General features: G+C 64.7%; 23 protein-coding genes. 19 read left to right on the top strand and 4 right to left on the bottom strand.

The features are described from left to right. Positions 1-2: 2 nt before the first annotated feature. On the bottom strand, positions 3-884 hold the full coding sequence (locus ASF66_RS02110; RefSeq protein WP_049860133.1) for an EamA family transporter: 882 nt from the start codon (positions 882-884) through the stop codon (positions 3-5). Positions 885-1,116: 232 nt separating this feature from the next. On the opposite strand from ASF66_RS02110, the gene ASF66_RS02105 reads away from it, so the two are divergent. The 10 genes from ASF66_RS02105 to prpF all read left to right on the top strand — a co-directional run bounded on the left by ASF66_RS02105 (position 1,117) and on the right by prpF (position 12,782). After that, positions 1,117-1,542 (top strand): hypothetical protein, encoded by a 426-nt coding sequence (locus ASF66_RS02105; RefSeq protein ID WP_056842520.1) that lies wholly within the window; start codon positions 1,117-1,119, stop codon positions 1,540-1,542. A gap of 46 nt (positions 1,543-1,588) precedes the next feature. Next, positions 1,589-2,311 (top strand): GNAT family N-acetyltransferase, encoded by a 723-nt coding sequence (locus tag ASF66_RS02100; protein WP_056842519.1) that lies wholly within the window; start codon positions 1,589-1,591, stop codon positions 2,309-2,311. Between the two features lie 89 nt (positions 2,312-2,400). Then, positions 2,401-4,128, top strand: a complete 1,728-nt coding sequence (ggt, locus tag ASF66_RS02095; RefSeq protein ID WP_056842518.1) for a gamma-glutamyltransferase — start codon at positions 2,401-2,403, stop codon at positions 4,126-4,128. 147 nt (positions 4,129-4,275) lie between these two features. Continuing rightward, a complete protein-coding gene (locus ASF66_RS02090; protein WP_056842517.1) occupies positions 4,276-4,839 on the top strand; it encodes a type 1 glutamine amidotransferase domain-containing protein in 564 nt (187 codons plus the stop codon). A gap of 33 nt (positions 4,840-4,872) precedes the next feature. Next, entirely contained in the window at positions 4,873-5,955 is a 1,083-nt protein-coding gene (locus ASF66_RS02085; protein ID WP_056842516.1) for an alkene reductase, read from the top strand. A 196-nt stretch (positions 5,956-6,151) separates the two neighbouring features. After that, entirely contained in the window at positions 6,152-6,835 is a 684-nt protein-coding gene (locus ASF66_RS02080; RefSeq protein ID WP_056842515.1) for a GntR family transcriptional regulator, read from the top strand. Further along, on the top strand, positions 6,832-7,719 hold the full coding sequence (gene prpB / locus ASF66_RS02075; RefSeq protein WP_056842514.1) for a methylisocitrate lyase: 888 nt from the start codon (positions 6,832-6,834) through the stop codon (positions 7,717-7,719). Before ASF66_RS02080 ends, prpB begins: the two co-directional genes overlap by 4 nt. A gap of 40 nt (positions 7,720-7,759) precedes the next feature. After that, positions 7,760-8,887, top strand: coding sequence for a bifunctional 2-methylcitrate synthase/citrate synthase (gene prpC, locus ASF66_RS02070; protein WP_056842513.1), 1,128 nt, complete (start codon positions 7,760-7,762; stop codon positions 8,885-8,887). A gap of 84 nt (positions 8,888-8,971) precedes the next feature. Continuing rightward, positions 8,972-11,587, top strand: coding sequence for a Fe/S-dependent 2-methylisocitrate dehydratase AcnD (acnD, locus tag ASF66_RS02065; RefSeq protein WP_056842512.1), 2,616 nt, complete (start codon positions 8,972-8,974; stop codon positions 11,585-11,587). Positions 11,588-11,597: 10 nt separating this feature from the next. Continuing rightward, positions 11,598-12,782 carry a 2-methylaconitate cis-trans isomerase PrpF gene (gene prpF, locus ASF66_RS02060; RefSeq protein ID WP_056842511.1) on the top strand — a complete coding sequence of 395 codons (1,185 nt, stop codon included), beginning with the start codon at positions 11,598-11,600 and terminating at the stop codon, positions 12,780-12,782. Between the two features lie 15 nt (positions 12,783-12,797). Here the strand turns inward: prpF and ASF66_RS02055 are convergent, their stop codons facing one another. From ASF66_RS02055 to ASF66_RS02045, 3 genes are read right to left on the bottom strand one after another with little or no spacing between them, the layout of a single operon-like run. Further along, positions 12,798-13,499 carry a dihydrofolate reductase family protein gene (locus tag ASF66_RS02055; RefSeq protein ID WP_056842510.1) on the bottom strand — a complete coding sequence of 234 codons (702 nt, stop codon included), beginning with the start codon at positions 13,497-13,499 and terminating at the stop codon, positions 12,798-12,800. A gap of 56 nt (positions 13,500-13,555) precedes the next feature. After that, positions 13,556-14,092: a GNAT family N-acetyltransferase gene (locus ASF66_RS02050; protein WP_056842509.1), complete on the bottom strand. Its 537-nt coding sequence runs from the start codon at positions 14,090-14,092 to the stop codon at positions 13,556-13,558. Between the two features lie 33 nt (positions 14,093-14,125). After that, positions 14,126-14,911, bottom strand: coding sequence for a sulfite exporter TauE/SafE family protein (locus ASF66_RS02045; RefSeq protein ID WP_056842508.1), 786 nt, complete (start codon positions 14,909-14,911; stop codon positions 14,126-14,128). Positions 14,912-15,177: 266 nt separating this feature from the next. On the opposite strand from ASF66_RS02045, the gene ASF66_RS02040 reads away from it, so the two are divergent. From ASF66_RS02040 to ASF66_RS02000, 9 genes are all read left to right on the top strand, one after another. Next, positions 15,178-15,900 carry a pirin family protein gene (locus ASF66_RS02040; protein ID WP_056842507.1) on the top strand — a complete coding sequence of 241 codons (723 nt, stop codon included), beginning with the start codon at positions 15,178-15,180 and terminating at the stop codon, positions 15,898-15,900. Between the two features lie 165 nt (positions 15,901-16,065). Continuing rightward, positions 16,066-17,070, top strand: coding sequence for a GTP 3',8-cyclase MoaA (gene moaA, locus ASF66_RS02035; protein WP_056842506.1), 1,005 nt, complete (start codon positions 16,066-16,068; stop codon positions 17,068-17,070). 181 nt (positions 17,071-17,251) lie between these two features. Next, positions 17,252-18,433, top strand: coding sequence for an acetyl-CoA C-acetyltransferase (locus ASF66_RS02030; RefSeq protein WP_056842505.1), 1,182 nt, complete (start codon positions 17,252-17,254; stop codon positions 18,431-18,433). 83 nt (positions 18,434-18,516) lie between these two features. Further along, positions 18,517-18,819, top strand: coding sequence for an RcnB family protein (locus ASF66_RS02025; RefSeq protein WP_056842504.1), 303 nt, complete (start codon positions 18,517-18,519; stop codon positions 18,817-18,819). Positions 18,820-19,072: 253 nt separating this feature from the next. After that, positions 19,073-21,316 carry a FepA family TonB-dependent siderophore receptor gene (locus tag ASF66_RS02020; RefSeq protein WP_056842503.1) on the top strand — a complete coding sequence of 748 codons (2,244 nt, stop codon included), beginning with the start codon at positions 19,073-19,075 and terminating at the stop codon, positions 21,314-21,316. Positions 21,317-21,330: 14 nt separating this feature from the next. Then, positions 21,331-22,224: an ABC transporter substrate-binding protein gene (locus ASF66_RS02015; protein WP_056842502.1), complete on the top strand. Its 894-nt coding sequence runs from the start codon at positions 21,331-21,333 to the stop codon at positions 22,222-22,224. Between the two features lie 14 nt (positions 22,225-22,238). Then, the gene (locus ASF66_RS02010) at positions 22,239-23,258 is read left to right on the top strand and encodes a FecCD family ABC transporter permease (protein ID WP_056842501.1); all 1,020 of its coding nucleotides are present in this window, start codon (positions 22,239-22,241) and stop codon (positions 23,256-23,258) included. After that, entirely contained in the window at positions 23,255-24,301 is a 1,047-nt protein-coding gene (locus ASF66_RS02005; RefSeq protein WP_056842500.1) for a FecCD family ABC transporter permease, read from the top strand. The genes ASF66_RS02010 and ASF66_RS02005 overlap by 4 nt, the downstream gene beginning before the upstream one ends. After that, entirely contained in the window at positions 24,298-25,116 is an 819-nt protein-coding gene (locus ASF66_RS02000) for an ABC transporter ATP-binding protein (RefSeq protein WP_056842499.1), read from the top strand. Before ASF66_RS02005 ends, ASF66_RS02000 begins: the two co-directional genes overlap by 4 nt.

The following is a 25,116-nucleotide window of genomic DNA, read 5'->3' as shown; positions in this document are numbered from 1 at the left end:
CATTACAGAGATTTCGCCCCCGTGCGAGCCGGGGCCAGGCGAGCGATCAGGCTGCCGCCGAACACGTTGATCACCAGCCCCACCATCACCAGCGCACCGCCCCACCACTGCAAGGCGCTCAGCCGCTCGCCGAGAATCCAGGCCGAGGAGCTCAAGCCCACCACCGGTACCAGCAACGAAAACGGTGCCACCTTGCCCGCCGGATAACGCGACAGCAGCTTGCTCCACAGGCCATAACCCAGCACCGTGGCGATGGCGGCCAGGTACACCAGGCTGCCGATCGACTTCCAGCCGATGCCCAGCAGCGATCGTTCAATGAGCGCCGGCCCTTCCAGCCACAGCGACAGCGCAAAGAACGGCAGCGGCGGAATCAGCGCGCCCCAGATCACCAGCGCGACCAGGTCGATATTGCCGAAGCGACGGGTAATGATGTTGCCCATGGCCCACATCGAGGCTGCGCACAGGGTCAGCAGTACGGCCACCAGTGGTGTGGCCTGATCGCTTTCCAAGCCGATCATCGCCAGCCCGCCTGCCGCCACCAATAATCCCACCACACTGGCCGCACGCAGGCGTTCGCCAATGAACAGAGCAGCGAAGAACAGCGTGAAGAACGCCTGGGATTGCAACACCAGCGACGCCAGGCCCGCAGGCATGCCGTTGGCCATGGCCTCGAACAGAAAGGCGAACTGCCCCAGGGAAATGGTCGCGCCGTAGGCGATCAGCCAGCGCAGCGGCAGGTTCGGACGGCGAATGAAGAACACCGCGGGAATCGCCACCAGGGTGAAGCGCAGGCCTCCCAGGAGCATGGGAGGCAGGCCGTCGAGGCCGTAGCGGATCACCACGAAATTCAAGCCCCAGACGACGATCACGATCAAGGCCAACATCAGGTCTCTAGGTGCCACGGTACCTCCACAGGTTCAGGTCAGTCCGCTCGGGGCAGCCGATCCCCCACGGGATGGCGACTGCACGGGTCAGCCGGATCATTCTTGCCCATCGCAGCCCCAGACGGGAACCTGTTTCAAAACTTTTCTGAATAGGCTCGGCCTGGGTAGCGTTCCGTGCGAGCCCCAGCTTGAGCTAGAGTGCAATCACAATGCCATTTCAGGGGGTCCGTCGATGCGCGTGTTCTGGGTAATGCTGATTGCAGTGGGCTTGTCGGGTTGTACCTCGTTCCGCGCCGATTCGGAGCACCTCAAGGCTGTCCCGGCAGATCGTTTGTCAGCCTGGCAACAGACTCTCGCGCCGTCGAGCGAACTGGTGGTGGACCGCGACATCGGCATCATGGGCGGCGGCTGCTACATCGCGCTGCTGATCGACCGCGAACCGGCGGCGTTGATGGCCGTCGGCGAGGTGGCCACCTTTCACCTGCCGCCTGGCGAACATATCGTCGGCATCACCACCGACAAGCAGGGTGGCATGCTCTGCAGCAAGGGCCGTCTGAACCGCGAACTGCGCCTGCAGGCCAACCCAGGCGAGCGCCAGCACCTGCGTATCGTCAGCGAAGCCAAGAGCGGCTTCGGTATCGTTCCGGACCCGCGCTGACTGCGTCGACACACCTTCCCCACCGCTCATCTCGTCAGGAGTCGCCATGCCCAACCAGCCTCTGCACCACAACGCACTTCAGCAGCCCGTCGGCCATCCTCTGCCCGACTGGACCGCGCGCCCTCGCCCGGCCCGTGCGGTGATCGAAGGCCGCTATTGCCGCCTCGAGCCCCTGGACGTCGCGGCCCACGCCGAGGATCTGTTCCAGGGCTATTGCCAGCAGAGCAACGGCAGCGACTGGACCTACCTGCCCGTCGGACCGTTCGCCGACCTCGACAGCTATCGCACTCACCTGCAAACCGCGGCAGCCAGCCAGGATCCGCAACACTGGGCGGTGATCGATCTGCGCAGCCAACGGGCCGTGGGCACGCTGGCCTTGATGCGCATGGACCCGGCCAATGGCGTCATCGAAGTGGGCCATGTGACCTTCTCGCCGTTGATGAAACGCACCCCCGTGTCGACCGAAGCGCAGTACTTGCTGATGCGCCTGGTGTTCGATGAGTTGGGCTACCGGCGCTACGAATGGAAATGCGATGCCTTGAACGCGCCCTCGCGAAAGGCCGCCGAACGCTTGGGCTTCAGCTTCGAAGGCATCTTTCGGCAGGCACTGGTGTACAAGGGCCGCAACCGCGACACCGCGTGGTTCTCCATCATCGACAGCGAATGGCCAGCGCGGCGCGCGGCATTCGAACGCTGGCTGGCGACGGAGAACTTCGACGGCTCGGGCCAACAATTGACCGCATTGACCGCCTGTCGCCAGCAGGATTGAGAAACCCGGCTATCCTTGCGACTGGCGAAATGAATCGCCTCGTTGCTCACCACCCGCAGCTCCCCATTCACAAAAAAGAGAGCCGACGCTTGAAACTCGAACCCTTGCCAAAGTCGCTGATCGCCGTTGCGTTCGCGCTGGCCCCCACCTGTTTGTTCGCCGCCTCCCCCGCCCCCGTCGCCGCGCAGAACGGCATGGTCGTCACCGCACAGCAACTGGCCACCCACGTTGGCGTGGACGTGCTCAAGGACGGCGGCAATGCCGTCGACGCTGCCGTCGCCGTGGCCTACGCCCTGGCCGTGGTCTACCCGGCCGCCGGCAACATCGGCGGCGGTGGCTTCATGACCCTGCAGATGGCCGATGGGCGCAAGACCTTTCTGGACTTCCGCGAGAAGGCCCCACTGGCCGCCACCCCGGACATGTACCTGGACAAGGCCGGCAACGTCATCGAAGGCCTGAGCACCGACGGCCACCTGTCAGTGGGCATTCCAGGCACCGTTTCGGGGATGGAACTGGCCCTGCAGAAATACGGCACCTTCAAGCGCGCCGACCTGCTCGCGCCAGCCATCAAGCTGGCCGACGAGGGCTTCACTCTCGGTCAGGGCGACGTCGACCTGCTGGAAACCGCCACCGAGGATTTCCGCAAGGACAGCCAGGACTCGGCGAAGATCTTCCTCAACCAGGGTCAGCCGTTCAAGGCCGGTGACAAGCTGGTGCAGAAGGATCTGGCACGCACCCTGCGGGAGATTGCCGACAAGGGCAACGCCGGTTTCTATCAAGGCTGGGTGGCGAAGGCCATCGTGGATTCGAGCCAGGCCGGCAAGGGCATCATTACCCAAGCCGACCTCGACAAGTACAAGACCCGCGAGCTGGACCCCATCGAGTGCGACTACCGCGGCTACCACGTGATCTCCGCGCCACCGCCCAGCTCGGGCGGCGTGGTCATCTGCCAGATCATGAACATTCTTCAGGGCTACCCCATGGCCGAACTGGGCTACGGCTCGGCGCAGGGCATGCACTACCAGATCGAGGCCATGCGCCACGCCTACGTGGACCGCAACAGCTACCTGGGCGACCCGGACTTCGTCAAGAACCCCATCGCCCACCTGCTCGACGCCAACTACGCGACGAAGATCCGCGACAGCATCTTGCCGAACAAGGCGGGTGTCTCGGCCGAGATCAAACCGGGCGTGGCGCCCCATGAAGGGAGCAATACCACCCACTACTCCATCGTCGATCAGTGGGGCAATGCGGTTTCGGTTACCTACACCCTCAACGGCTGGTTCGGCGCACGGGTCATGGCCAGCGGCACCGGCATCCTGCTCAACGACGAGATGGACGACTTCACCTCCAAGGTCGGCGTCGCCAACATGTACGGGCTGGTGCAGGGCGAAGCCAATGCCATCGCCCCCTACAAGACGCCGCTGTCGTCCATGAGCCCGACCATCGTCACCAAGGACGGCAAGCCGGTGATGGTGGTCGGCACGCCCGGCGGCAGTCGAATCATCACCGCGACCTTGCTGACCATGCTCAACGTCATCGACTACGGCATGGACATCCAGCAGGCGGTCAATGCGCCACGCTTCCACCAACAGTGGATGCCCGACGTGACCAACCTGGAACACTTCGCCATCAGCCCGGACACGCGCAAGATTCTCGAGAGCTGGGGGCACAAGTTCGGCGAGCCGCAGGACGCCAACCACCTGGCAGCGATCCTGGTCGGCGCGCCTTCACTGGGTGGCAAGCCCGTAGCCAACAACCGCTTCTACGGTGCCAACGACCCGCGTCGCAACACCGGCCTTGCCGAAGGCTATTGAGCCAATGGACACGCGGCCAGGCCAGTGCATGGGCCTGACCGCGTGCACCACCGGTGAACGATCCACCTGAACTTTCCATTTTCCTCCGCGCTCAGATTTTTTGATCGCCTGGCACGCCAGGCCTTAACTGACCCGAGGAAGATCCACATGGCTACCCAACTGCAAGGCAAGAAAGTCCTGTTCATTACCGCCAACACCGGCATCGAGCGTGACGAACTGCTCAAGCCCGTCGAAGCGCTGCGTGCAGCCGGCGCCACCGTGACCCACGCCTCCAGCGAAGGCGGCACCGTACAGACCTTCCAGCAGGACACCGAGAAAGACCGCACCGTCGAGTCCGACAGCAAGATCCAGGGCCTGAGCGCCAGTGACTTCGACGCTCTGGTCATCCCAGGCGGCACCGTCAACGCCGACACCCTGCGTCAGGACACCGATGCGCAGCAACTGGTCAAGGCCTTCGCCGATGCAGGCAAAGTCGTCGCCGCCATCTGCCACGGTCCATGGCTGCTGATCAACGCCGGCGTCATTCCCGGCAAGACCCTGACTTCCTACCCCAGCGTCAGCCTCGACCTGACCAACGCCAAGGCCGCTGCCTGGGTCGATCAGGAAGTCAAACAGTGCGGCGCCAATGGCTGGACCCTGATCACTTCGCGTACCCCGGATGACATCCCGGCGTTCAACGACGCCATCATCAAAGCCCTCGGCGCAGCCTGAGCCGCCCTTCCACTCATAGACCAGGGAGCCTCGATGCCTTCTCTATTCGATTCGATCCAGGTTGGCGAGCAGCAGTTGCCCAACCGGATCCTGATGGCGCCGCTGACACGCGGCCGCGCCACCCGCAACCACGTACCCACCGACCTGATGATCGAGTACTACACCCAGCGCGCCAGCGCCGGGTTGATCATCACCGAAGCGACCGGCATCACCCAGGAAGGCCTGGGCTGGCCTTACGCGCCAGGCATCTGGAGCGACGAGCAGGTCGAAGGCTGGAAGAAGATCACCGCCGCCGTGCATGAAGCTGGCGGGCGCATCGACTTGCAGCTGTGGCACATGGGCCGCATCGTCCACCCCAGCTTCCTCGGCGGTGCACAGCCGGTTTCGTCTTCGGCGACGACTGCGCCAGGCCATACCCATACCTATGACGGCAAGCAACCCTACGTGGAAGCCCGGCCGTTGGGCATCCATGAGATCCCGCGGTTGCTGGACGACTACGAGCACGCCGCGAAGAACGCCATGCGCGCCGGCTTCGATGGTGTGCAGATCCATGCCGCCAACGGCTACCTGATCGACCAGTTCCTGCGCGACAACAGCAACTTCCGCGACGACGCCTATGGTGGCTCGGTAGAAAACCGTATTCGCCTGTTGACCGAAGTCACCCAGCGGGTTGTCGACACCATCGGTGCCGAACGCACCGGCGTGCGCCTGTCGCCCAACGGCGATTCGCAGGGCGTCAACGACAGCGATCCGGAAACCCTGTTCTCCGCCGCTGCCGCTGCGCTGGACAAGATCGGCATCGCCTATCTGGAACTGCGCGAACCACCATTCGATGGCACCTTCGGCAAAGCCGATCGCCCGCCGGTGCACCCGGTGATCCGCAAGGCATTCAGCCGGACCCTGGTGCTCAATTCCGACTACACCCACGAAAAAGCGCAGGCTGCGCTGCACGCCGGTGAAGCCGATGCGATCGCCTTCGGTCGGCCGTTCCTGGCCAACCCGGACCTGCCCCATCGGTTCGCCAAGGGGCTGCCGCTGAACAAGGACGTCATGGAAACCTGGTACAGCCAGGGTCCGGAAGGCTATGTGGATTACCCCACAGCCGACGAGCAGTAAAGCGGAAACGGGGGCTTCGGCCCCCGATCTTTTTGGGACATTGTCGACACTTACCTTCGGGTGCCTTGACTGCAAGCTGTAACAGGACTATTTTTTCGTCACTACCTACCCAGGTGTCGACAATATGTCCGTTAGCTCTGTTTCGCCCTTGCCCGTTCCCGATCCGGAATTCACGACACCGCCCAGTGCCGTTCCAATGGAAACCGAGACGCTGTCGGAGAACGTGTTCCGCCGCATCCAGGCGGCCATCATCAATGGCGAAATAGCCCCAGGCAGCAAGATCTCCGAACCCGAACTGGCACGCACCTACGGCATCAGCCGCGGACCGCTGCGTGAAGCCATTCACCGTCTGGAAGGTCAGCGCCTGCTGGTGCGCATTCCCCACGTCGGTGCCCGGGTGGTGTCGCTCAACCACGCCGAACTCATCGAACTCTACGAAATCCGCGAATCCCTCGAAGGCATGGCCTGTCGACTGGCTGCCGAGCGCATGAGCCAGGCACAGATCGACGAGTTGCGCGAGGTGCTCGCCACCCATGAACGCGACGCCGCGTTCCAGGCCGGCGTCGGCTACTACCAGCAGGAAGGCGATTTCGACTTTCACTACCGCATCATTCAGGGCAGCGGCAACAGCACGCTGGTGCAGATGCTCTGCGATGACCTGTACCAACTGGTGCGCATGTACCGCATCCAGTTCTCTGCCACGCCCAACCGTCCGCACCAGGCTTTCGCCGAGCATCACCGTATCCTCGACGCCATCGCCGAGCGCGACGGCGAACTGGCCGAGTTGCTCATGCGTCGGCACATCGCCGCGTCCAAGCGCAATGTCGAACGCCATTACCTGGAACCCAACCAGAACAACACCCCAGGAGCCCAATCATGAGTCAGCCCACCCGCCCCGGCCAACGCTTCCGTCAGGCCCTTGCAGCAGAGTCGCCCCTGCAGGTGGTCGGCGCCATCAACGCCAACCACGCCCTGCTCGCCCAGCGCGCCGGTTTCAAGGCCATCTACCTGTCCGGCGGCGGCGTTGCGGCCGGTTCCCTGGGCCTTCCCGATCTGGGCATCACCGGTCTGGACGATGTGCTGACCGACGTGCGCCGCATCACCGATGTGTGCGATCTGCCATTGCTCGTCGACGTCGACACCGGTTTCGGCTCGTCGGCCTTCAATGTCGCCCGCACCGTCAAGTCGATGATCAAGTTCGGCGCCGCGGCCATGCACATCGAAGACCAGGTGGGCGCCAAGCGCTGTGGCCATCGACCGAACAAGGAAATCGTTTCCCAGCAGGAAATGGTCGACCGCATCAAGGCGGCGGTGGATGCGCGCACCGACGACAGCTTCGTGATCATGGCGCGCACCGATGCGTTGGCGGTGGAAGGTCTGGAGTCAGCTCTAGACCGCGCGGCAGCCTGCATCGAGGCGGGTGCGGACATGATCTTCCCCGAAGCCATCACCGAACTGCAGATGTACCAGCTGTTCGCCAGCCGGGTGAAAGCGCCGATTCTGGCCAACATCACCGAGTTCGGCGCCACGCCGCTGTTCACCACCGAGCAGCTCGGTGGCGTCGGCGTCGGCCTGGTGCTTTACCCGCTGTCGGCGTTCCGCGCCATGAACAAGGCCGCCGAGAACGTCTACACCGCGATTCGTCGCGACGGCACCCAGCAAAACGTCGTCGACACCATGCAGACGCGCATGGAACTGTACGACGCCATCGACTACCACGACTTCGAGCGCAAACTCGACGCGCTGTTCGCGCAGAAAAAATGATCGCTGCATTCCAATAACAAATCCAAGATCGGAGAAAACCATGGCCGAAGCAAAAGTACTCAGTGGCGCTGGCCTGCGTGGCCAGGTGGCCGGACAAACCGCGCTGTCGACCGTCGGCATGCCCGGCGCAGGGCTGACCTATCGCGGCTATGACGTGCGCGAACTGGCCGAACACGCGCTGTTCGAAGAAGTCGCCTACCTGCTGCTGCACGGCGAGCTGCCCACCCACGACGAGCTGGCTGCCTACCAGGGCAAGCTGCGCAGCCTGCGCGACTTGCCGCAGCCGCTCAAGGAAGTGCTCGAACGCATCCCGTCCAGCACCCATCCGATGGACGTGATGCGCACCGGTTGCTCCTTCCTTGGCACGCTGGAACCGGAGCGCAACTTCGGTCAGCAGGAACACGTCACCGACCGCCTGCTGGCGGCCTTTCCGGCGATCATGTGCTACTGGTATCGCTACAGCCACCACGGTGTGCGCATCAGTTGCACCAGCGATGAAGACACCTTCGCCGGGCACTTCCTGTACCTGCTGCATGGCAAGTCGCCGAGTGAACTGCACAGCAAGGTGATGGACGTCTCGCTGATTCTCTACGCCGAGCATGAATTCAACGCATCGACCTTCACCGCCCGCGTCTGCGCCTCGACCTTGTCGGACATGTATTCGTGCGTGACCGCAGCCATCGGCTCGTTGCGCGGCCCCCTGCACGGCGGTGCCAACGAAGCGGCCATGGCCATGATCCAGAAGTTCGCGTCGCCCGAAGAAGCGGTGCGCGGCACCTTGGCCATGCTCGAGCGCAAGGACAAGATCATGGGCTTCGGCCATGCCGTGTACAAAGACAACGACCCGCGCAACGAAGTGATCAAGGGCTGGGCGAAGAAGCTGGCCGACGAAGCCGGTGACAAGGTCCTCTATCCCGTCTCCGAAGCCATCGACAAGACCATGTGGGAGCAGAAGAAGCTGTTTCCCAACGCCGACTTCTACCACGCCTCGGCGTACCACTTCATGGGCATCGCGACCGAGCTGTTCACACCGATTTTCGTCTGCTCTCGGGTGACCGGCTGGGCAGCCCATGTGTTCGAACAGCGGGCCAACAACCGAATCATTCGCCCCAGCGCCGAATACGTGGGCGTGGAACAGCGTGCGTTCGTGCCCCTGGATCGCCGCTGACCTGGCGGCCGCCTTCGCGGGCAGAGGGCTCGCGAAGGCCGCCCCGCCGAACTTCTGCCATGCCTTGCACCGTGAGCCGACCTGATGAACACACAACACCGCAAGCCATTACCCAACTCGCCGCTGGACTATTACGACGCCCGAGAAGCCGTCGAAGCCCTCCAGCCCGGCGCCTACGCCACCCTGCCGTACACCTCCCGCGTATTGGCGGAAAACCTGGTGCGCCGTTGCGACCCCGCCACCCTGGACGCCTCCCTGCGCCAGTTGATCGAACGCAAGCGTGACCTGGACTTCCCCTGGTACCCGGCGCGAGTGGTGTGCCACGACATCCTCGGCCAGACCGCCCTGGTCGACCTGGCCGGCCTGCGTGACGCCATCGCCTCACAGGGCGGTGACCCGGCGCTGGTCAATCCGGTGGTCCCGACGCAGCTGATCGTCGACCATTCGCTGGCCGTGGAAAGCGCCGGCTTCGATCCGCAGGCGTTCGAGAAAAACCGCGCCATCGAAGACCGTCGCAACGAAGACCGCTTCCACTTCATCGACTGGACGCGCAAGGCGTTCAAGAACGTCGACGTCATTCCGCCGGGCAACGGCATCATGCACCAGATCAACCTGGAGAAAATGTCGCCGGTGATCCAGGTCCGCGAAGGCGTTGCCTTTCCCGACACCTGTGTCGGCACCGATAGCCATACCCCCCATGTCGACGCGCTGGGCGTGGTGGCCATCGGCGTGGGCGGCCTGGAGGCTGAGAGCGTCATGCTCGGTCGCGCGTCGTGGATGCGCCTGCCCGAAATTGTCGGGGTCAAGCTGACTGGCCAATTGCAGCCGGGCATCACCGCCACCGACATGGTGCTGTCCCTGACCCAGTACCTGCGTCAGCAGAAAGTGGTGGGTGCGTACCTGGAGTTCTTCGGTGAAGGCGCACGTGCCCTGACCCTGGGCGACCGCGCCACCCTCTCCAACATGGCCCCGGAATACGGCGCCACGGCGGCGATGTTCGCGATCGACCAGCAGACCATCGACTACCTGCGCCTCACCGGCCGCGAAGAGCAGCAGGTGCAACTGGTCGAAGACTATGCGCGCCTGACCGGCCTGTGGGCCGACAGCCTGGACGACGCTGTCTATGAGCGCGACCTGAGCTTCGATCTGTCCGGTGTCGTACGCAACATGGCCGGGCCGAGCAACCCGCATGCGCGCATCGCTACGAGCGACTTGACGGCCCAGGGCATCGCCGGCCCCTGGAGCGAAGTGCCCGGGCAGATGCCGGACGGCGCGGTAATCATCGCCGCCATTACCAGTTGCACCAACACCAGCAATCCCCGCAACGTCATCGCTGCCGGCTTGCTGGCGCGCAATGCCAACCGCCTGGGCCTGACCCGCAAGCCCTGGGTCAAATCGTCCCTGGCACCGGGCTCGAAAACCGTGGCCCTGTACCTGGACGAAGCTGGGCTGAGCGAGGAACTGGAGACCCTGGGCTTCGGCATCGTGGCCTTCGCGTGCACCACCTGCAACGGCATGTCCGGCGCGCTCGACCCGGTGATCCAGCAAGAGATCATCGAGCGCGACCTGTACGCCACTGCGGTGCTCTCGGGCAATCGCAATTTCGACGGACGTATCCACCCCTATGCCCGTCAGGCCTTCCTGGCCTCGCCGCCGCTGGTGGTGGCGTATGCGATTGCCGGCACCATTCGTTTCGACATCGAAAAAGACGTGCTCGGCCTCGACCCGCAGGGTCAGCCCATCCGCCTCAAAGACATCTGGCCCAGCGACGAGGAAGTCAACGCAGTGGTCAAATCGTCGGTGAAACCCGAACAGTTCCGCCAGGTGTACATCCCCATGTTCGCCGTGCACGAGGACCACGGACCGAAAGTCGCGCCGCTGTATGACTGGCGCCCGGCGAGCACCTACATCCGTCGTCCGCCGTACTGGGAAGGTGCCCTGGCCGGCGAGCGCACGCTCAAGGGCATGCGCCCGCTGGCGGTGCTGCCGGACAACATCACCACCGATCACCTGTCGCCCTCCAACGCGATCATGCTCGACAGCGCCGCCGGTGAATACCTGGCGAAAATGGGCCTGCCCGAAGAAGACTTCAACTCCTACGCCACCCACCGCGGCGATCACCTGACCGCGCAACGGGCGACGTTCGCCAACCCCAAGCTGTTCAACGAAATGGTGGTGGAGAACGGCAAGGTCCGCCAGGGCTCGCTCGCGCGCCTGGAACCCGAAGGCCAGGTCATGCGTATGTGGGAAGCCATCGAGACCTACATGCAGCGCAAGCAGCCGCTGATCATCATCGCCGGGGCCGACTATGGCCAGGGTTCCTCACGGGACTGGGCGGCCAAGGGTGTTCGTCTGGCCGGGGTGGAAGCGATCGCCGCCGAGGGCTTCGAGCGTATCCACCGCACCAACCTGGTGGGCATGGGCGTGCTGCCGTTGCAGTTCGACGCGGGCACGGACCGCAAGACCCTGGGCATCGATGGCACCGAGGTGTTCGACGTGGTTGGCCGGTTGACGCCCCAGGCGCGGCTGACCCTGATCATCGAACGGCGCAACGGCGAGCGCGTGCAAGTGCCGGTCACCTGTCGCCTGGACACCGCCGAGGAGGTCTCGATCTACGAAGCCGGCGGTGTGCTGCAACGCTTCGCACAGGACTTCCTGCAGGCGACTGCACCCACCCACGCCGCGGCCGACGCCCATTGAGGATTGCCTTATGACCCAGCTTCGCATCCCCGCCACCTACCTGCGCGGTGGCACCAGCAAAGGCGTGTTCTTCAACCTTGCCGACCTGCCCGAAGCGGCGCGTCTGCCCGGTCCGGCGCGCGACGCCCTGCTGTTGCGGGTGATCGGCAGCCCCGACCCCTATGGCAAGCAGATCGACGGCATGGGCGGCGCCACGTCGAGCACCAGCAAGACGGTGATCGTCAGCCCCAGCAGCCAGCCGGGGCACGACATCGACTACCTGTTCGGTCAGGTGTCCATCGACAGCGCCTTCGTCGACTGGAGCGGCAACTGCGGCAACCTGTCGGCAGCGGTCGGCCCGTTCGCCATCGCTCAGGGCTTCATCGATCCCGCTCGCGTGCCCCACGACGGCATCGCCACGGTGCGCGTATGGCAGGCCAACATCGGCAAGACCATCATTGCCCATGTGCCCATGAGCGGCGGCGAGGTTCAGGAGACCGGAGATTTCGAACTGGACGGCGTGACCTTCCCGGCCGCCGAAGTGCAACTGGAGTTTCTCGATCCGGCGGCCGAGGCCGACGGTGCGGCCGGGGCCATGTTTCCCACCGGGCAGCTGATTGACGAGCTGGACGTACCCGGCGTGGGCCGGTTCGAGGCGACGATGATCAATGCCGGCATCCCGACCATATTCATCGATGCCGCCGCATTGGGGTACAGCGGCTGCGAGTTGCAGGACGCGATCAACGGCGACCCTCAGGCGCTTGCGCGCTTCGAGACGATCCGCGCCCACGGGGCATTGCGCATGGGCTTGATCCAGCGTCTGGAAGAAGCGCAAACCCGCCAGCACACGCCCAAGGTCGCCTTCGTCGCGCCCCCAGCCTACTACGTCGCTTCCAGCGGCAAGCCGGTGGCTGCGGCCGATATCGACCTGACGGTGCGGGCCATGTCGATGGGCAAACTGCACCACGCCATGATGGGCACCGCGGCGGTGGCCATCGGCACCGCCGCAGCGATTCCCGGGACTGTGGTCAACCGCGCGGCGGGCGGTGGCGTGCGCAGTACGGTGTGCTTCGGCCATCCCTCCGGCACCCTGCGCGTGGGCGCCGAAGCCAACCAGCTGGATGGCCAGTGGCAAGTCACCAAGGCGATCATGAGCCGCAGTGCGCGGGTCCTGATGGAAGGCTGGGTCAGGGTGCCCGCGCAGACCCTCGCTTGAACCTGTGTCAGGAACTTAGGCGGTGGGCTGCTCCTGCTGCCGGTAACGCAGCCACACCGCGCCGCCCTCTTGCACCTCGGCGCTGTCGAGGGTCAGGTAGGTCGGCTGCTGCCACTGCTTGGCATCGATCTCGAACGACGCCGGATGCTCGCCCCGGCCATCCACCAACGGCAACAGGAGGACACTGATCTCGTCGACCAGCCCGGCGTTGACGAACGAGCCACTGACGTGGGGGCCGCCTTCGACGACCAAGCGCTTGATGCCCAATTCCCGGCCAAGGATATCCACCACCTGATGCAGGTCGAGGGAGTCCTTGCCGGCGAAGATGTAAGACACCTGGATCGATTGGAGATAGGCCAGATAGTCGTCGCTGACCGCTTCGGTGAGCACTTCGACGATGTGTGACTCCAACGCCGTGTTGGACTTCCAGCCGACCTTGCCCTGGGGGTCGATGGAAATGGCGTAGGCACTCGCCGAGCGATCGGCGAAATGATGCGCCCGCTCGATCGGCCCCTTGGCCAGGCCGGACGGATACCCCTCGTCGTGAGCGATTTCCTGCATCGTCACGCGCCCGCAGGCCCAGGCGTCGAAGTCGAACTGTTTAGCCAAGCGCTCGTACAGCTCGCCGGCGGCGTTCTTGAACGGCCGGGCCCAGCCGTCGGTGAGGGCATGACCGTCGACGGAGGACATCATGTGGCAGATTACATAGGGCTTCATGGGAGCTCCTTGGCTGTCGGTGTGTCTATCACCGACCGGCGCCCATGGCCGTTGGTTCAGCTTGAAGCAGGCGTGGACCTGTTCGACGCTGCGCCGAGATAGAGGCACATGTGCGTCGTCTGCCAGACGGGATCGGACTCGACGTCGATCACCTCGAAGCCCTGTTTCTGCCAGAACGCGATCGCTCCGGGCAGGAACGGATGGGTGTGCAGATACAACGTGGCCACACCAGCCCGGCGCGCCTGCGCCAGCAGCGCTGCGTACAGCGCCCTGGCAACCCCGGCGCCCCGGCAGCTCGGCGAGACGAACAGCCTGACCACCTCGACCGTGTCCCTGGCCGTCAATTGCAGCTGGCTGAAGCGCTGGTCATAGGGCAGGTAGCCGATGGCGCCGACGATGCGACCTTCCTGCCAGGCGAGCAGAAAACAGCCCTGGTTCGAAGCCAGGTACACCTCGTCGAAGCGGGCCAGATCGTGCGGCACCTGGGTGGCGTCCAGCTGCGGGAAGATCGAGGCCCTGGCGGCCATGACATAGTCGAGAACCGCGGGTATCTGGTCCGGCGCTGCCGGACGGATGTCGATGGCGTTCACCATGTCTGTCCTCCCCATAGGCCTGCGTCAGTGAGCTTAGAAGGCAAGCTTGTAACCGATCAACAGCAGCATCACCGCCAGGCAGGGCCGCAGGATACCGTCCGAAACCCGCCCGGACAGATGGCTACCCAAGTAGATCCCCGGCAGCGAGCCGAGCAGCAAATGCCCGAGCAATGACCAGTCCATGTTACCCATGCTGGCATGCCCCATGCCCGCGACCAGAGTCAATGGCACGGCATGGGCGATTTCGGTGCCCACCAGCCGTCGGGTCGCCAGGAACGGATACAGCATGAACAACGCCACCGTCCCCAAGGCACCGGCGCCGATCGAGGTCAGCGAGACCATCACTCCGAGCACGACACCAGTTACCACAGTAAGCGCGTTGAGGGTCTTCGGGCTGAGGTTGTAGCGATCCCCGGCATGGCGGCTGGCCAGGGCTTGCAGACGTTTCTTGAACAGGATCGCCAACGCCGTCAGGAACAGCACGACCGCCAGCGCCTGCTTGATCACCACGCCCATGGCCTGCGGTTCGGCATTCAGGCTTTTCAGGTACCAGAGCACGAACGCTGCCGCGGGCACGCTGCCCAGCGCCAGCCAGCCGGTGATCTTCCAGTCGATGTTCTTGTTGCGTCCATGGACCCAGACGCCACTGGCCTTGGTGATGGCCGCGTACAACAGATCGGTGCCGACCGCCGTGGCTGGATTGATGCCAAACCAGAGCAGAATCGGCGTCATCAGTGAGCCGCCGCCGACGCCCGTCATGCCGACGATGAAGCCGACGACCAATCCGGCAATGGTGAAACCCCAGGTACCTACTTCCATTCTTACGTCCTACACATCAGATTCAGCATCGCGGGAGCGGTAGCCGGGCGGCAGGATATCAACTTCTGTTATAGCCATTTATAACTATGCAGCATTAGCTTATAACCGGCCCCCTACAGGCATCACGAAATGCACCACGGTTCACTGTCAACTTCAGCGCGACAGTCCTGACCGCTTTGACGGATTTATCCTCTTGCGAAGAACGCATACTCTTGATCCATCGCACAGCATTTCCACCGCTGGGCACCTTCACTCGGGAGAACGTCATGCTCGCACTTCGCAAAGCCTCGGATCGCGGTATCGCCAACCACGGCTGGCTGCAATCCTTCCATACCTTTTCCTTCGGGCATTACCGCAACCCTCAGGAACAGGGCTTCTCCGACCTGCTGGTGATCAACGACGACCGCGTCAGCGCCGGCAAGGGCTTCGGTCAGCACCCGCACCGCGACATGGAGATCTTCTCCTACGTGCTGGAAGGCGCACTGGCGCACAAGGACACCCTGGGTACCGGCTCGGTGATTCGCCCCGGCGATGTGCAGCTGATGAGCGCGGGCCACGGCGTCGCCCACAGCGAGTTCAACCACAGCGACGTCGATCCCGTGCACTTTCTGCAGATCTGGATCGTGCCCGAAGCGGCAGGCACCAAGCCGCGCTATCAGCAGGAGCACTTTTCCGCCGAGCAGAAACGCGGCCGCCTGCAGTTGATCATCTCGCCCGATGGCGCCGAAGGCTCGTTGCATGTCCGCCAGGATGCGCGGGTCTATGCCGGGTTGTTCGATAGCGAGGAACAGGCCACGCTTACGCTTGCGGCCAACCGCTACGCCTATGTGCATGTGGCCACCGGCAGTGTCGAACTCAACGGCCAGCGCCTGACCGAAGGGGATGGCGTGCGCCTGCGGCAGGAAACCGTGCTGCAGTTGGCCAACGGGGTCGATGCCGAGGTGCTGGTGTTCGACTTGCGCCCGAACGAGCTGCCGCAGATGCCCTGATCGGTATCCGCACCGGGGGCGCTCATCGACCTTGTCGATGGGCGCATTGAAAAAAGCGATTGGCTTGACCCCGGTGTGGCGCGTACCTTCAAGGTCTGCATTTTTTTTGCAACGCCTGTGCGGCGTTGGCAGTCGAAATGGTCATGCCCTTTATTGGTACCCCTGATGCACACCCCTGAGCGCACCCTGCACGATGGCTTCGCCCGCAAAGTCGATTACCTGAGACTGTCGGTTACTGACCGCTGTGATTTCCGCTGCGTGTACTGCATGGCCGAAGACATGACGTTTCTGCCGCGCAAACAGATCCTCAGCCTCGAAGAGCTCGAACAGGTGGCAGCCAGCTTCGTCGCCCTGGGCACGCGCAAGATCCGCCTGACCGGGGGCGAACCCCTGGTGCGTTCGGGCATCGTCGATCTGTGCCGACGCATCGCCGCCCTGCCCGGCCTTCAGGAACTGTGCATGACCACCAACGGTTCGCAGCTGGCGACCTTGGCCCAGCCGTTGTTCGACGCCGGGCTCAAGCGCCTGAACATCAGCCTGGACAGCCTCGACCCGGCACGTTTCCGCGAACTCACCCGTACCGGCGACCTGGACAAGGTGATCGCCGGCATCGACGCGGCCAATGCTGCCGGTTTCCGCCATACCAAGCTCAACTGCGTGGTCATGCAGGGCCGCAACGATGACGAAGTCGTCGATCTGGTGGCCTTCGCCATCGAGCGCGGCCTGGACATTTCCTTCATCGAGGAAATGCCCCTGGGTGCGATCAGCGAGCACAGCCGCGCCGAGGCCTTCTACTCCAGCGAGCAGGTCCGCGCACGGCTCGCCGAACGCTACGAATTGCTGCCGTCCACCGATTCCACCCAAGGCCCGTCGCGCTACTGGCGCATTCCTCAGGCGCCAGGCACTCGCATCGGCTTCATCTCGCCGCACAGCCACAATTTCTGCGCGACCTGCAACCGAGTGCGCCTGACCGTCGAAGGCCGGCTGCTGCTGTGCCTGGGGAACGAGCATTCGGCAGACCTCAAGCAGGTGCTGCGCGAGCATCCCGGCCAGCCGGAAGTGCTCGAACAGGCAATCATCAAGGCCATGCAGCTCAAGCCATGGAGCCACAACTTCCGCCTTGACGACGATGTGCAGGTGGTGCGTTTCATGAACATGACCGGCGGCTGATCGCGGCGGCCGTCTTCATCATTGTTCCGCTTTGCTTATCAACCCGTTTGAAAATGCAACTTATCAAATCAGTGCACAGGGCCGACAATCGCCCTGTGCCGTCGCTGTATTTCCGGTACGTCGTGCGCTGTCCGCGCCCCACAAGAACAAGGCCACTGGCCCACCTACCGAGGACTCCTTCATGCAAGACGTCGTTATCGTTGCCGCCACACGCACTGCCGTAGGCAGTTTCCAGGGTTCACTGGCGAGCGTGCCCGCCGTCGAACTGGGCGCCGCGGTGATTCGCCGGCTGCTTGCACAGACCGGCCTGGACCCGGCGCAGGTCGACGAAGTGATTCTGGGGCAGGTGCTCACGGCCGGTGCCGGGCAGAACCCGGCGCGTCAGGCGGCCCTGTTTGCCGGCCTGCCCAGCGCGGTACCGGCCATGACGCTGAACAAGGTCTGCGGTTCGGGGCTCAAGGCCGTGCACCTGGCGACCCAGGCCATTCGTTGCGGCGATGCCGAGGTGGTGATTGCCGGTGGCATGGAAAACATGAGCCTGGCGCCCTACGTATTGCCAGCGGCCCGTACTGGGCTGCGCATGGGCAACGCGCCCCTGGTCGACAGCATGATCAAGGACGGCCTGTGGGACGCCTTCAACGACTACCACATGGGCATCACTGCGGAAAACCTCGCCGAACAATACGGCATCAGCCGAGAAGCGCAGGATGCCTTCGCGGCGCAGTCCCAGCAAAAGGCCGTGGCGGCCATCGAGGCAGGTCGCTTCACCGCCGAGATCACGCCCATCGACGTGCCGCAGCGCAAGGGCGACCCCCTGCCCTTCACGATCGACGAGCAGCCCCGCGCCGGCACCACCGCGCAAACCTTGGGCAAGCTCAAGCCCGCCTTCAAGCCCGATGGCAGCGTGACGGCTGGCAATGCGTCGTCGCTCAACGACGGCGCCGCCGCGGTCCTGCTGATGAGTGCGGCCAAGGCGCAAGCGCTGGGCCTGCCGGTGCTCGCGCGCATCGCTGCCTACGCCAATGCCGGCGTCGATCCGGCGGTGATGGGCATCGCCCCGGTGTCGGCGACGCGCCGCTGCCTTGAAAAGGCCGGCTGGAGCCTGGACCAACTGGACCTGATCGAGGCCAACGAAGCCTTTGCCGCCCAGGCGCTGTCGGTGGGCCAGGTCCTGGGGTGGGACGCGAGCAAGGTCAACGTCAATGGCGGTGCCATAGCCCTGGGTCACCCGATCGGTGCTTCGGGTTGCCGGGTTCTGGTGACCTTGCTGCACGAGATGCTGCGCCGCGACGCCCGCAAGGGTCTGGCAACCCTGTGCATCGGTGGTGGCCAAGGCGTTGCCCTGGCCCTGGCTCGAGACTGACCCGTGCTCCCTCGCCGCGCACTGGCCGTGCGTGGCGAATGGGGCGACAATGGCTCACCGCCAATTATTCGGGAGCTCTGCCGATGCGCCGCACCCTATTCGCTTCGCTGTGCATCACGGGCGCACTGTTGACGGCTGCGTCGACCGCCACCTTCGCCATCGAAGTCCTGCAAGCGCCCGGCACCGGTGCGCAGATGGTTTCGCTGAGCAAAGGCGACCGTGTTCCGCCCAACTATGCCCTCCCTGAATCGGCCTTCACGGGCTGGAAGGCTGCCGGCCTCAAGCAACCGGACATCGACAGCCAATGGGTGCAGATGGGTGACAGCTTTGTGCTGGTCAGGCGTGGCAATGCCGTGATTCAGGACGTTCGACCCATTCCAAAATAGACGCGGCAGCGATTATCGGTGCAACCGGTGTGTCGGCAACCACATCGTCGAAGCCTCGATCAATCGCTTTGCAGCGTCATTTACATCTAGTTACAGACAAACTGTATAGATTGTAAATGCGCTTTACTCTCAAATGCGAAAACATATCATCTGCGCTCGCACCTCGTGTCGAGCGCTCCGGACCATAGCTGCTCCATAGCTCTTCCCCTTCCCGGTCGCTCTCGTCACGCCACTGAATTGCTGGAGAGCCCCGATGCGCTTGAACCTGAGCCACCTGTCCGTCGCCTTGCTGGCCGCGCTTGCACCCCCGACTTTTGCCGAATCGGCATCCACGAATTCCCAGCGTATCCCGGTTCAACCTACCGACCTGCCCGTGGATGGCAGTGAGCAGGCCTTGCAGCTGGAGGAAACCCGGATTCTGGGAACCGCCGCGCAGGAGCTCAAGCAGGCACCCGGGGTGTCGATCATCACCGCCGAGGACATCAAGAAGCGCCCGCCCACCAACGACCTGTCGGAAATCATTCGTCGCGAGCCGGGTGTCAACCTGACCGGCAACAGCGCCAGCGGCAACCGCGGCAACAACCGCCAGATCGACCTGCGCGGCATGGGCCCGGAGAACACCCTGATCCTCATCGACGGCAAGCCGTCCTCGTCGCGCAATGCCGTGCGCTACGGCTGGAACGGCGACCGCGACACCCGTGGCGAAACCAACTGGGTACCGGCCGAGGAAGTCGAACGCGTCGAGATCCTCCGGGGTCCGGCCGCAGCGCGCTATGGCTCCGGGGCCATGGGCGGCGTGGTCAACATCATCACCAAACGGCCGACCGACGAAATGCACGGGTCGATGACCGTCTACGCCCTGCAACCCGAAGACAGCGCCGAGGGCGCCGGCAAGCGGGCCAACTTCAACCTCAGCGGACCGCTGACCGATGATCTGATCTTCCGTGTGTATGGCAGCGCGAACAAGACCGATGCCGACGACGCCGACATCAACAGCAGCTACCAGGCCGATCCCGGCTCGCTGGTCGCCGGTCGCGAAGGCGTACGCAACAAGGACGTCAACGGCCTGCTGAGCTGGAAGCTCGACCCCGAGAACACCGTGGACCTGGAAGCCAGCTACAGTCGCCAGGGCAACATCTACACCGGTGACACGATGAACAACGTCGGCAGCGACTTCGTCAACAGCCAGCTGGGCAAGGAGAGCAACGTGCTGCACCGCTCGAGCTTCGGCATCACCCACCACGGCGACTATGAGTGGGGCAGCAGCCAGTCCTCCCTGACCTATGACTTCACCCGCAACAACCGGCTGCGCGAAGGCCTCGCCGGTGGCCCGGAGGGCGCGCCCAACGGCTCCGGACGCTTCGAATCACGGTTGCGCAACACCCGCGCGGCGAGCGAGGTCAACCTGCCCCTGAGCTGGGGCACAGATCAGGTCCTCACCCTGGGCGGTGAGTACCTGTACGAGTCGATGAGCGACCCTGGCGCCCTCAGTTCGCAATCGTTCGACGGCAATGGCGGTGCCGCAGGCGCCTTGGGCGTGGACCGCAGCACCGACAAGATCACCGCGCGCAGTTTCGCCGTGTTCGTGGAAGACAACATCGAGGCGACGCCCGATACCATCGTCACCCCGGGCCTGCGCTACGACCACCACGAGACCTTCGGCGACAACTTCAGCCCCAGCCTGAACGCCTCGCACAAGCTGACCGACGATCTGACCCTCAAGGGCGGCATCGCACGTGCCTACAAGGCGCCCAACCTCTACCAGTCCAACCCCAACTACCTGCTGTACAGCCGTGGCCAGGGTTGCAGCATCGCCCAGACCAACAACGGCGGCTGCTACCTGGTGGGCAATGAAAACCTGGTGCCCGAAATCAGCGTCAACAAGGAGCTGGGGCTGGCTTACGACAAGGGCACCTGGCGCACGAGCGCGACATACTTCCGCAATGACTACAAGAACAAGATCGTCGGCGGGATCGATCCGCTCCACCGCCTGAACAGTGGCGCCCGCGTGCTGCAATGGGAGAACTCGGGCAAGGCGGTGGTCGAGGGCGTGGAAGGCAATCTGTTCATCACCCTCACCCCCGAGCTGGACTGGAACACCAACCTGACCTACATGATCGAGTCCGAGAACCGTGATACCGGGGAGCCGCTCAGCGTGATCCCCAAGTACACCCTCAACACCACTCTGGACTGGCAGGCCAGCGAAAAACTGTCGTTCCAGGCCAATGCCACCTGGTTCGGCAAGCAGGAAGCGCCATCGCTCAATACCCGTACCGGTGCGGTCTACGACGACCTGGCCCAGAAAGACGTCGCTCCCTACGCGATTGCCGGGCTGAGCAGCGGCTATGCGTTCAACGAACATTTGAGTGTGCGGGTCGGCGTGATCAATCTGTTCGACAAGCGCCAATACCGTGAAGGCGGCGCCAGCTCGGCCGGCGCCCAGACCTACAACGAACCCGGACGCGCCTACTTCGCGTCCGTCACCACCTCGTTCTAAGAAGGATCTGAACCATGCTCAAGCCACTGTGCCTCGCGCTCTGCACCCTGCTCGCCAGCACCTGGGCGCTGGCCGCACCACGCACCCTCGACACGCCCTATGGGGCCGTCACCCTGCAAGGCTCGCCCACTCGGGTGATCACCCTCGACGAGAGCAGCCTGGACGCCGCGCTGGCGGTTGGCGTGCAACCGGTAGGTACCGTTTCAACCCGCGGCAGCGATCAGGTCTCGGCCTACCTGCAGGAACGCGCCGGCCAGCCACAAATCGTCGGTACGGCGCGGGCGCCGAATCTGGAGGCGATCCTCAAGCTGGCGCCCGACCTGATCCTGGCGCCCGCCGGCGTCAGTCAGGAACTGTTCGCCACCTATAGCCGCATCGCGCCGACAGTGGCGTCGAAGAACTCGAGCATGAACGACTGGCAGGCCACCACCGCGTTCTATGCGCTGGCCCTGGATCGTCAGGCGCAAGGCCAGCAGGTGCTCGCCGCCATCGACCAGCGCGCCGCCGAGCTCAAGGCGCGTCTGCCCGCCGATCAGCGAATCTCTGTGGTGCGCTGGAACCCCCAAGGCCCGATCGCCATGTCCGGCAGGATCTTCGTCGGACAGATGCTGCACAAGGTAGGGTTGCAGACCACCGAACTGGCCAACGGCCTGAAAGGGCCGCACAGCGATGTCCTCAGCCTGGAAAACCTGAGCCGGATCGACGCCGACTGGCTGTTCGTCGCCAGCCTGAACGCCGACGGTGCCAGCGCTCTGGAAGCGGCACGCCAGCAACCGGCGTTCACGCGTCTGTCCGCCGTGCGGCATAACCATGTGGCGACCGTCGACGGTCAGGTCTGGGCCAGCGGGTCGGGGCCATTGGCCGCGCACAAGGTGCTGGACGACCTGCAACGCATCCTCGCGCCCTGAGCCCGGTTCTGTTCATGACCCACACCCTGCCCGCGCCAACCCTGGTCCACCGCTACCGCTGGAGGGTGTATCAGTGTGCCGCCCTGCTGGCACTAGCCATGCTGGCGAGCCTGCTGTTGGGGGCCGGCGACACCGGGCCCTGGCGTGCGCTGTGCACCTTGTTGGGCCAGGGCAGCAGCGAGGAGCGCTTCGTGCTGTTCCAGCTGCGTTGGCCGCGAACCCTGCTCGGCCTGCTGGTCGGTGCCGCGCTGGGTGCGGCGGGTATCGTGCTGCAGGCGACCACGCGCAACCCCCTGGCTGAGCCAGGCATGCTCGGGGTCAGTGCCGGCGCTTCGCTGGCCGTGGTGATCGCCGTAGCTCTGGGCGCGAGCTCGGCCACGGTCAACCTCGGCGTTGCCGTCGCCGGCGCGCTGGTGGGCTGTGCGCTGGTGCTGCTGGTCAGCCGCGTCGGCAGCCTGGGCGACGACCCGGTGCGGCTGGTACTGGCAGGCGCGGCGTTCAGTAGCCTGCTGGCAGCCTTGACTTCGCTGATCCTGCTGCACGATCAGCGCAGTGCCGACGAAATCCGCTTCTGGGTGATCGGCGCCCTCGCCGGTCGCTCCGGCGACACCCTGCTCTGGAGCCTGCCCGGTGTGATCGGCGGATTGCTGCTGTTGCTTCCGGCCATTCGGCCACTGGCCAGCCTGGCCTTGGGCGAGCGCGTGGCCGCCGGGCTAGGCCACCATCCGCAACTGACCCGTATGTGGGCCCTGGTTGCCGTGGCGATACTGGTGGGTACGGCCACTGCGGCGGCGGGGCCAATCGGCTTCGTCGGCCTGATCGTGCCGTTCATGGCACGCCGCCTGGTCGGGCCGGACATCCGCCGCACCTTGTTACCGGCCTTGTTGCTTGGCCCCTGCGTGCTGATCAGCGCCGACATCATTTCGCGTCTGACCGTGCGCCCCTACGAATTGCCCATCGGGGTCATCACCGCGTTCATCGGCGCGCCGATTCTGATCGCCGTGGTTCGCGGACAGCGGATGCCGCGCCTGTGAAGCGCTCGATCCCTCCAGGCCACTGGCTGCTGCGCAGCGGCAACTGGTCGGTGCTGGTCGACCGTCGCGCCTGCCTGGCCGGCCTGATCCTGAGCCTTGCCTTGGTGCTGGCCGGCGCGCTGAGTCTGGCCAGCGGTTCAGCCAACATCGACGCCATCACCGCAGTGCGCGCCCTGTTCGGGGTCGGTGAGCCGATGCAGGTTTTCCTGGTCCGCGAACTGCGGCTGGAGCGACTGCTGGCCGGGCTGTTCACCGGCGCCGCACTGGGCATCGCCGGCTGCCTGTTGCAGACGCTGGCGCGCAATCGCCTGGCCACCCCCGGCGTGATTGGCATCGACGACGGTGCCACGGCGTTCGCCGTCGCCTCCATCGTGGCCGTGCCCACCAGCCTCGCACCGCCCGCCCTGGCACTGATCGGCGCCATGACCGCCGCCGCGCTGGCCTTCGGCCTGGCCGGCGGCAGCGGCGCACGGGGGTATCGATTCATCGTCGTGGGCATTGGCGTTGGGGCAGTGTTCGGCGCGCTGACCAACCTGATGCTCGCGCGCACCGACCTCGACAGCGCCAACCAGGCCTACCCCTGGACCGTCGGCAGCCTCAGCGCCCGACCATGGCTGGCGGTGCAGGTGCTGGGCATTGCGGTGCTGTTGGCAATTCCCTGCGCGAAAGGGCTGAACCGGGCACTGGCCACCTTGCGCTTCAACGACAGCGTTGCCCGCGGCCTGGGCATCGACGTAGCACGGGTGCGCCTGCTGACCCTGGCCCTGACGGTCCTGCTGACCGGCTTGGCCGTGGCCGTGGTCGGGCCAGTCGGACTGATCGCGCTGGCTGCGCCAGAGATGGCGCGCTACCTGTCCGGACACCGCGGCGTCGCTGTCGTCAATGCCGGGCTGGCCGGCGCCCTGCTCATGGTCTGCGCCGACTGGAGCGGCCGCACCGTCCTGGCGCCGGTGGAAATCCCGGTGGGCATCGTCACCGCCGTCATCGGCGGCCCCTATCTGCTGTGGATCCTGATCCGCCAACCCGTACGGAGCACCCCATGAGTCTGGACCCGGCCCTGCTGGATGCCAACGCTGAACCTGCCCGCCTGAACGCGCGGGACCTGAGCCTGGGCTATGGCCGCACATCCGTGATCGAGCGCCTTTCCCTGGACGTCCCCAGCCATCAGGTCACCGCCATCGTCGGCCCCAATGGATGCGGCAAGTCGACCCTGCTCGCCGGTCTCTGTCGGCTGCATAGAGCCACCCACGGCGCGGTAGTACTCGACGGCCGGGACATCGCCCGCCTGCCGACCCGCCAGGTCGCCCAGCGCCTGGCCCTGTTGCCTCAGGACGCTTCGGCGCCCGATGGTTTGACGGTCCAGGAGCTGATTCGCTTCGGTCGACAACCCCATCAGGGCCTGCTGCGCCAGTGGTCCGAGCACGACCAGCGTATCGTCGAGGCCGCGCTGGCGGCCGCCGACCTGCAAGCGCTGGCCGACCGCCCTCTGGAGTCGATGTCCGGCGGCCAGCGGCAACGCGCCTGGATCGCCATGGCAATCGCCCAGGCCACACCTCTGCTCCTGCTGGACGAGCCGACGTCTGCCCTGGATCTGGGCCATCAGATTGAAGTGTTCGAACTGATTCGCGACCTCGCCGCCGTCGGCAAGACCGTGGTCATGGTGGTGCACGACATTTCCAGCGCCTGCCGCTACGCCGATCATCTGGTGGCCATGCACGATGGGCGGATCGTTGCCGAAGGCCCACCGGTAGAGGTGGTGACCTCGGCATTGATCGAACGGCTATACGGCGTGAAGTGCGAGCTGTTGCGTGATCCGCACAGCGGCACACCGATCATCGCCGGCGTGCGTCGGCGTTGA

Source organism: Pseudomonas sp. Leaf129 (assembly GCF_001423465.1).
GTDB lineage: Bacteria > Pseudomonadota > Gammaproteobacteria > Pseudomonadales > Pseudomonadaceae > Aquipseudomonas > Aquipseudomonas coleopterorum.
This window is presented reverse-complemented; position numbering and strand designations above follow the sequence as displayed.

Bases quoted from the DNA above. Each gene is read 5' to 3' on its own strand.
- ASF66_RS02110 (WP_049860133.1), bottom strand. From the start codon at position 884: ATGTTGGCCTTGATCGTGATCGTCGTCTGGGGCTTGAATTTCGTGGTG.
- ASF66_RS02105 (WP_056842520.1), top strand. From the start codon at position 1,117: ATGCGCGTGTTCTGGGTAATGCTGATTGCAGTGGGCTTGTCGGGTTGT.
- ASF66_RS02100 (WP_056842519.1), top strand. From the start codon at position 1,589: ATGCCCAACCAGCCTCTGCACCACAACGCACTTCAGCAGCCCGTCGGC.
- ASF66_RS02090 (WP_056842517.1), top strand. From the start codon at position 4,276: ATGGCTACCCAACTGCAAGGCAAGAAAGTCCTGTTCATTACCGCCAAC.
- ASF66_RS02085 (WP_056842516.1), top strand. From the start codon at position 4,873: ATGCCTTCTCTATTCGATTCGATCCAGGTTGGCGAGCAGCAGTTGCCC.
- ASF66_RS02080 (WP_056842515.1), top strand. From the start codon at position 6,152: ATGGAAACCGAGACGCTGTCGGAGAACGTGTTCCGCCGCATCCAGGCG.
- prpB (WP_056842514.1), top strand. From the start codon at position 6,832: ATGAGTCAGCCCACCCGCCCCGGCCAACGCTTCCGTCAGGCCCTTGCA.
- prpC (WP_056842513.1), top strand. From the start codon at position 7,760: ATGGCCGAAGCAAAAGTACTCAGTGGCGCTGGCCTGCGTGGCCAGGTG.
- acnD (WP_056842512.1), top strand. From the start codon at position 8,972: ATGAACACACAACACCGCAAGCCATTACCCAACTCGCCGCTGGACTAT.
- prpF (WP_056842511.1), top strand. From the start codon at position 11,598: ATGACCCAGCTTCGCATCCCCGCCACCTACCTGCGCGGTGGCACCAGC.
- ASF66_RS02055 (WP_056842510.1), bottom strand. From the start codon at position 13,499: ATGAAGCCCTATGTAATCTGCCACATGATGTCCTCCGTCGACGGTCAT.
- ASF66_RS02050 (WP_056842509.1), bottom strand. From the start codon at position 14,092: ATGGTGAACGCCATCGACATCCGTCCGGCAGCGCCGGACCAGATACCC.
- ASF66_RS02045 (WP_056842508.1), bottom strand. From the start codon at position 14,911: ATGGAAGTAGGTACCTGGGGTTTCACCATTGCCGGATTGGTCGTCGGC.
- ASF66_RS02040 (WP_056842507.1), top strand. From the start codon at position 15,178: ATGCTCGCACTTCGCAAAGCCTCGGATCGCGGTATCGCCAACCACGGC.
- moaA (WP_056842506.1), top strand. From the start codon at position 16,066: ATGCACACCCCTGAGCGCACCCTGCACGATGGCTTCGCCCGCAAAGTC.
- ASF66_RS02030 (WP_056842505.1), top strand. From the start codon at position 17,252: ATGCAAGACGTCGTTATCGTTGCCGCCACACGCACTGCCGTAGGCAGT.
- ASF66_RS02025 (WP_056842504.1), top strand. From the start codon at position 18,517: ATGCGCCGCACCCTATTCGCTTCGCTGTGCATCACGGGCGCACTGTTG.
- ASF66_RS02020 (WP_056842503.1), top strand. From the start codon at position 19,073: ATGCGCTTGAACCTGAGCCACCTGTCCGTCGCCTTGCTGGCCGCGCTT.
- ASF66_RS02015 (WP_056842502.1), top strand. From the start codon at position 21,331: ATGCTCAAGCCACTGTGCCTCGCGCTCTGCACCCTGCTCGCCAGCACC.
- ASF66_RS02010 (WP_056842501.1), top strand. From the start codon at position 22,239: ATGACCCACACCCTGCCCGCGCCAACCCTGGTCCACCGCTACCGCTGG.
- ASF66_RS02000 (WP_056842499.1), top strand. From the start codon at position 24,298: ATGAGTCTGGACCCGGCCCTGCTGGATGCCAACGCTGAACCTGCCCGC.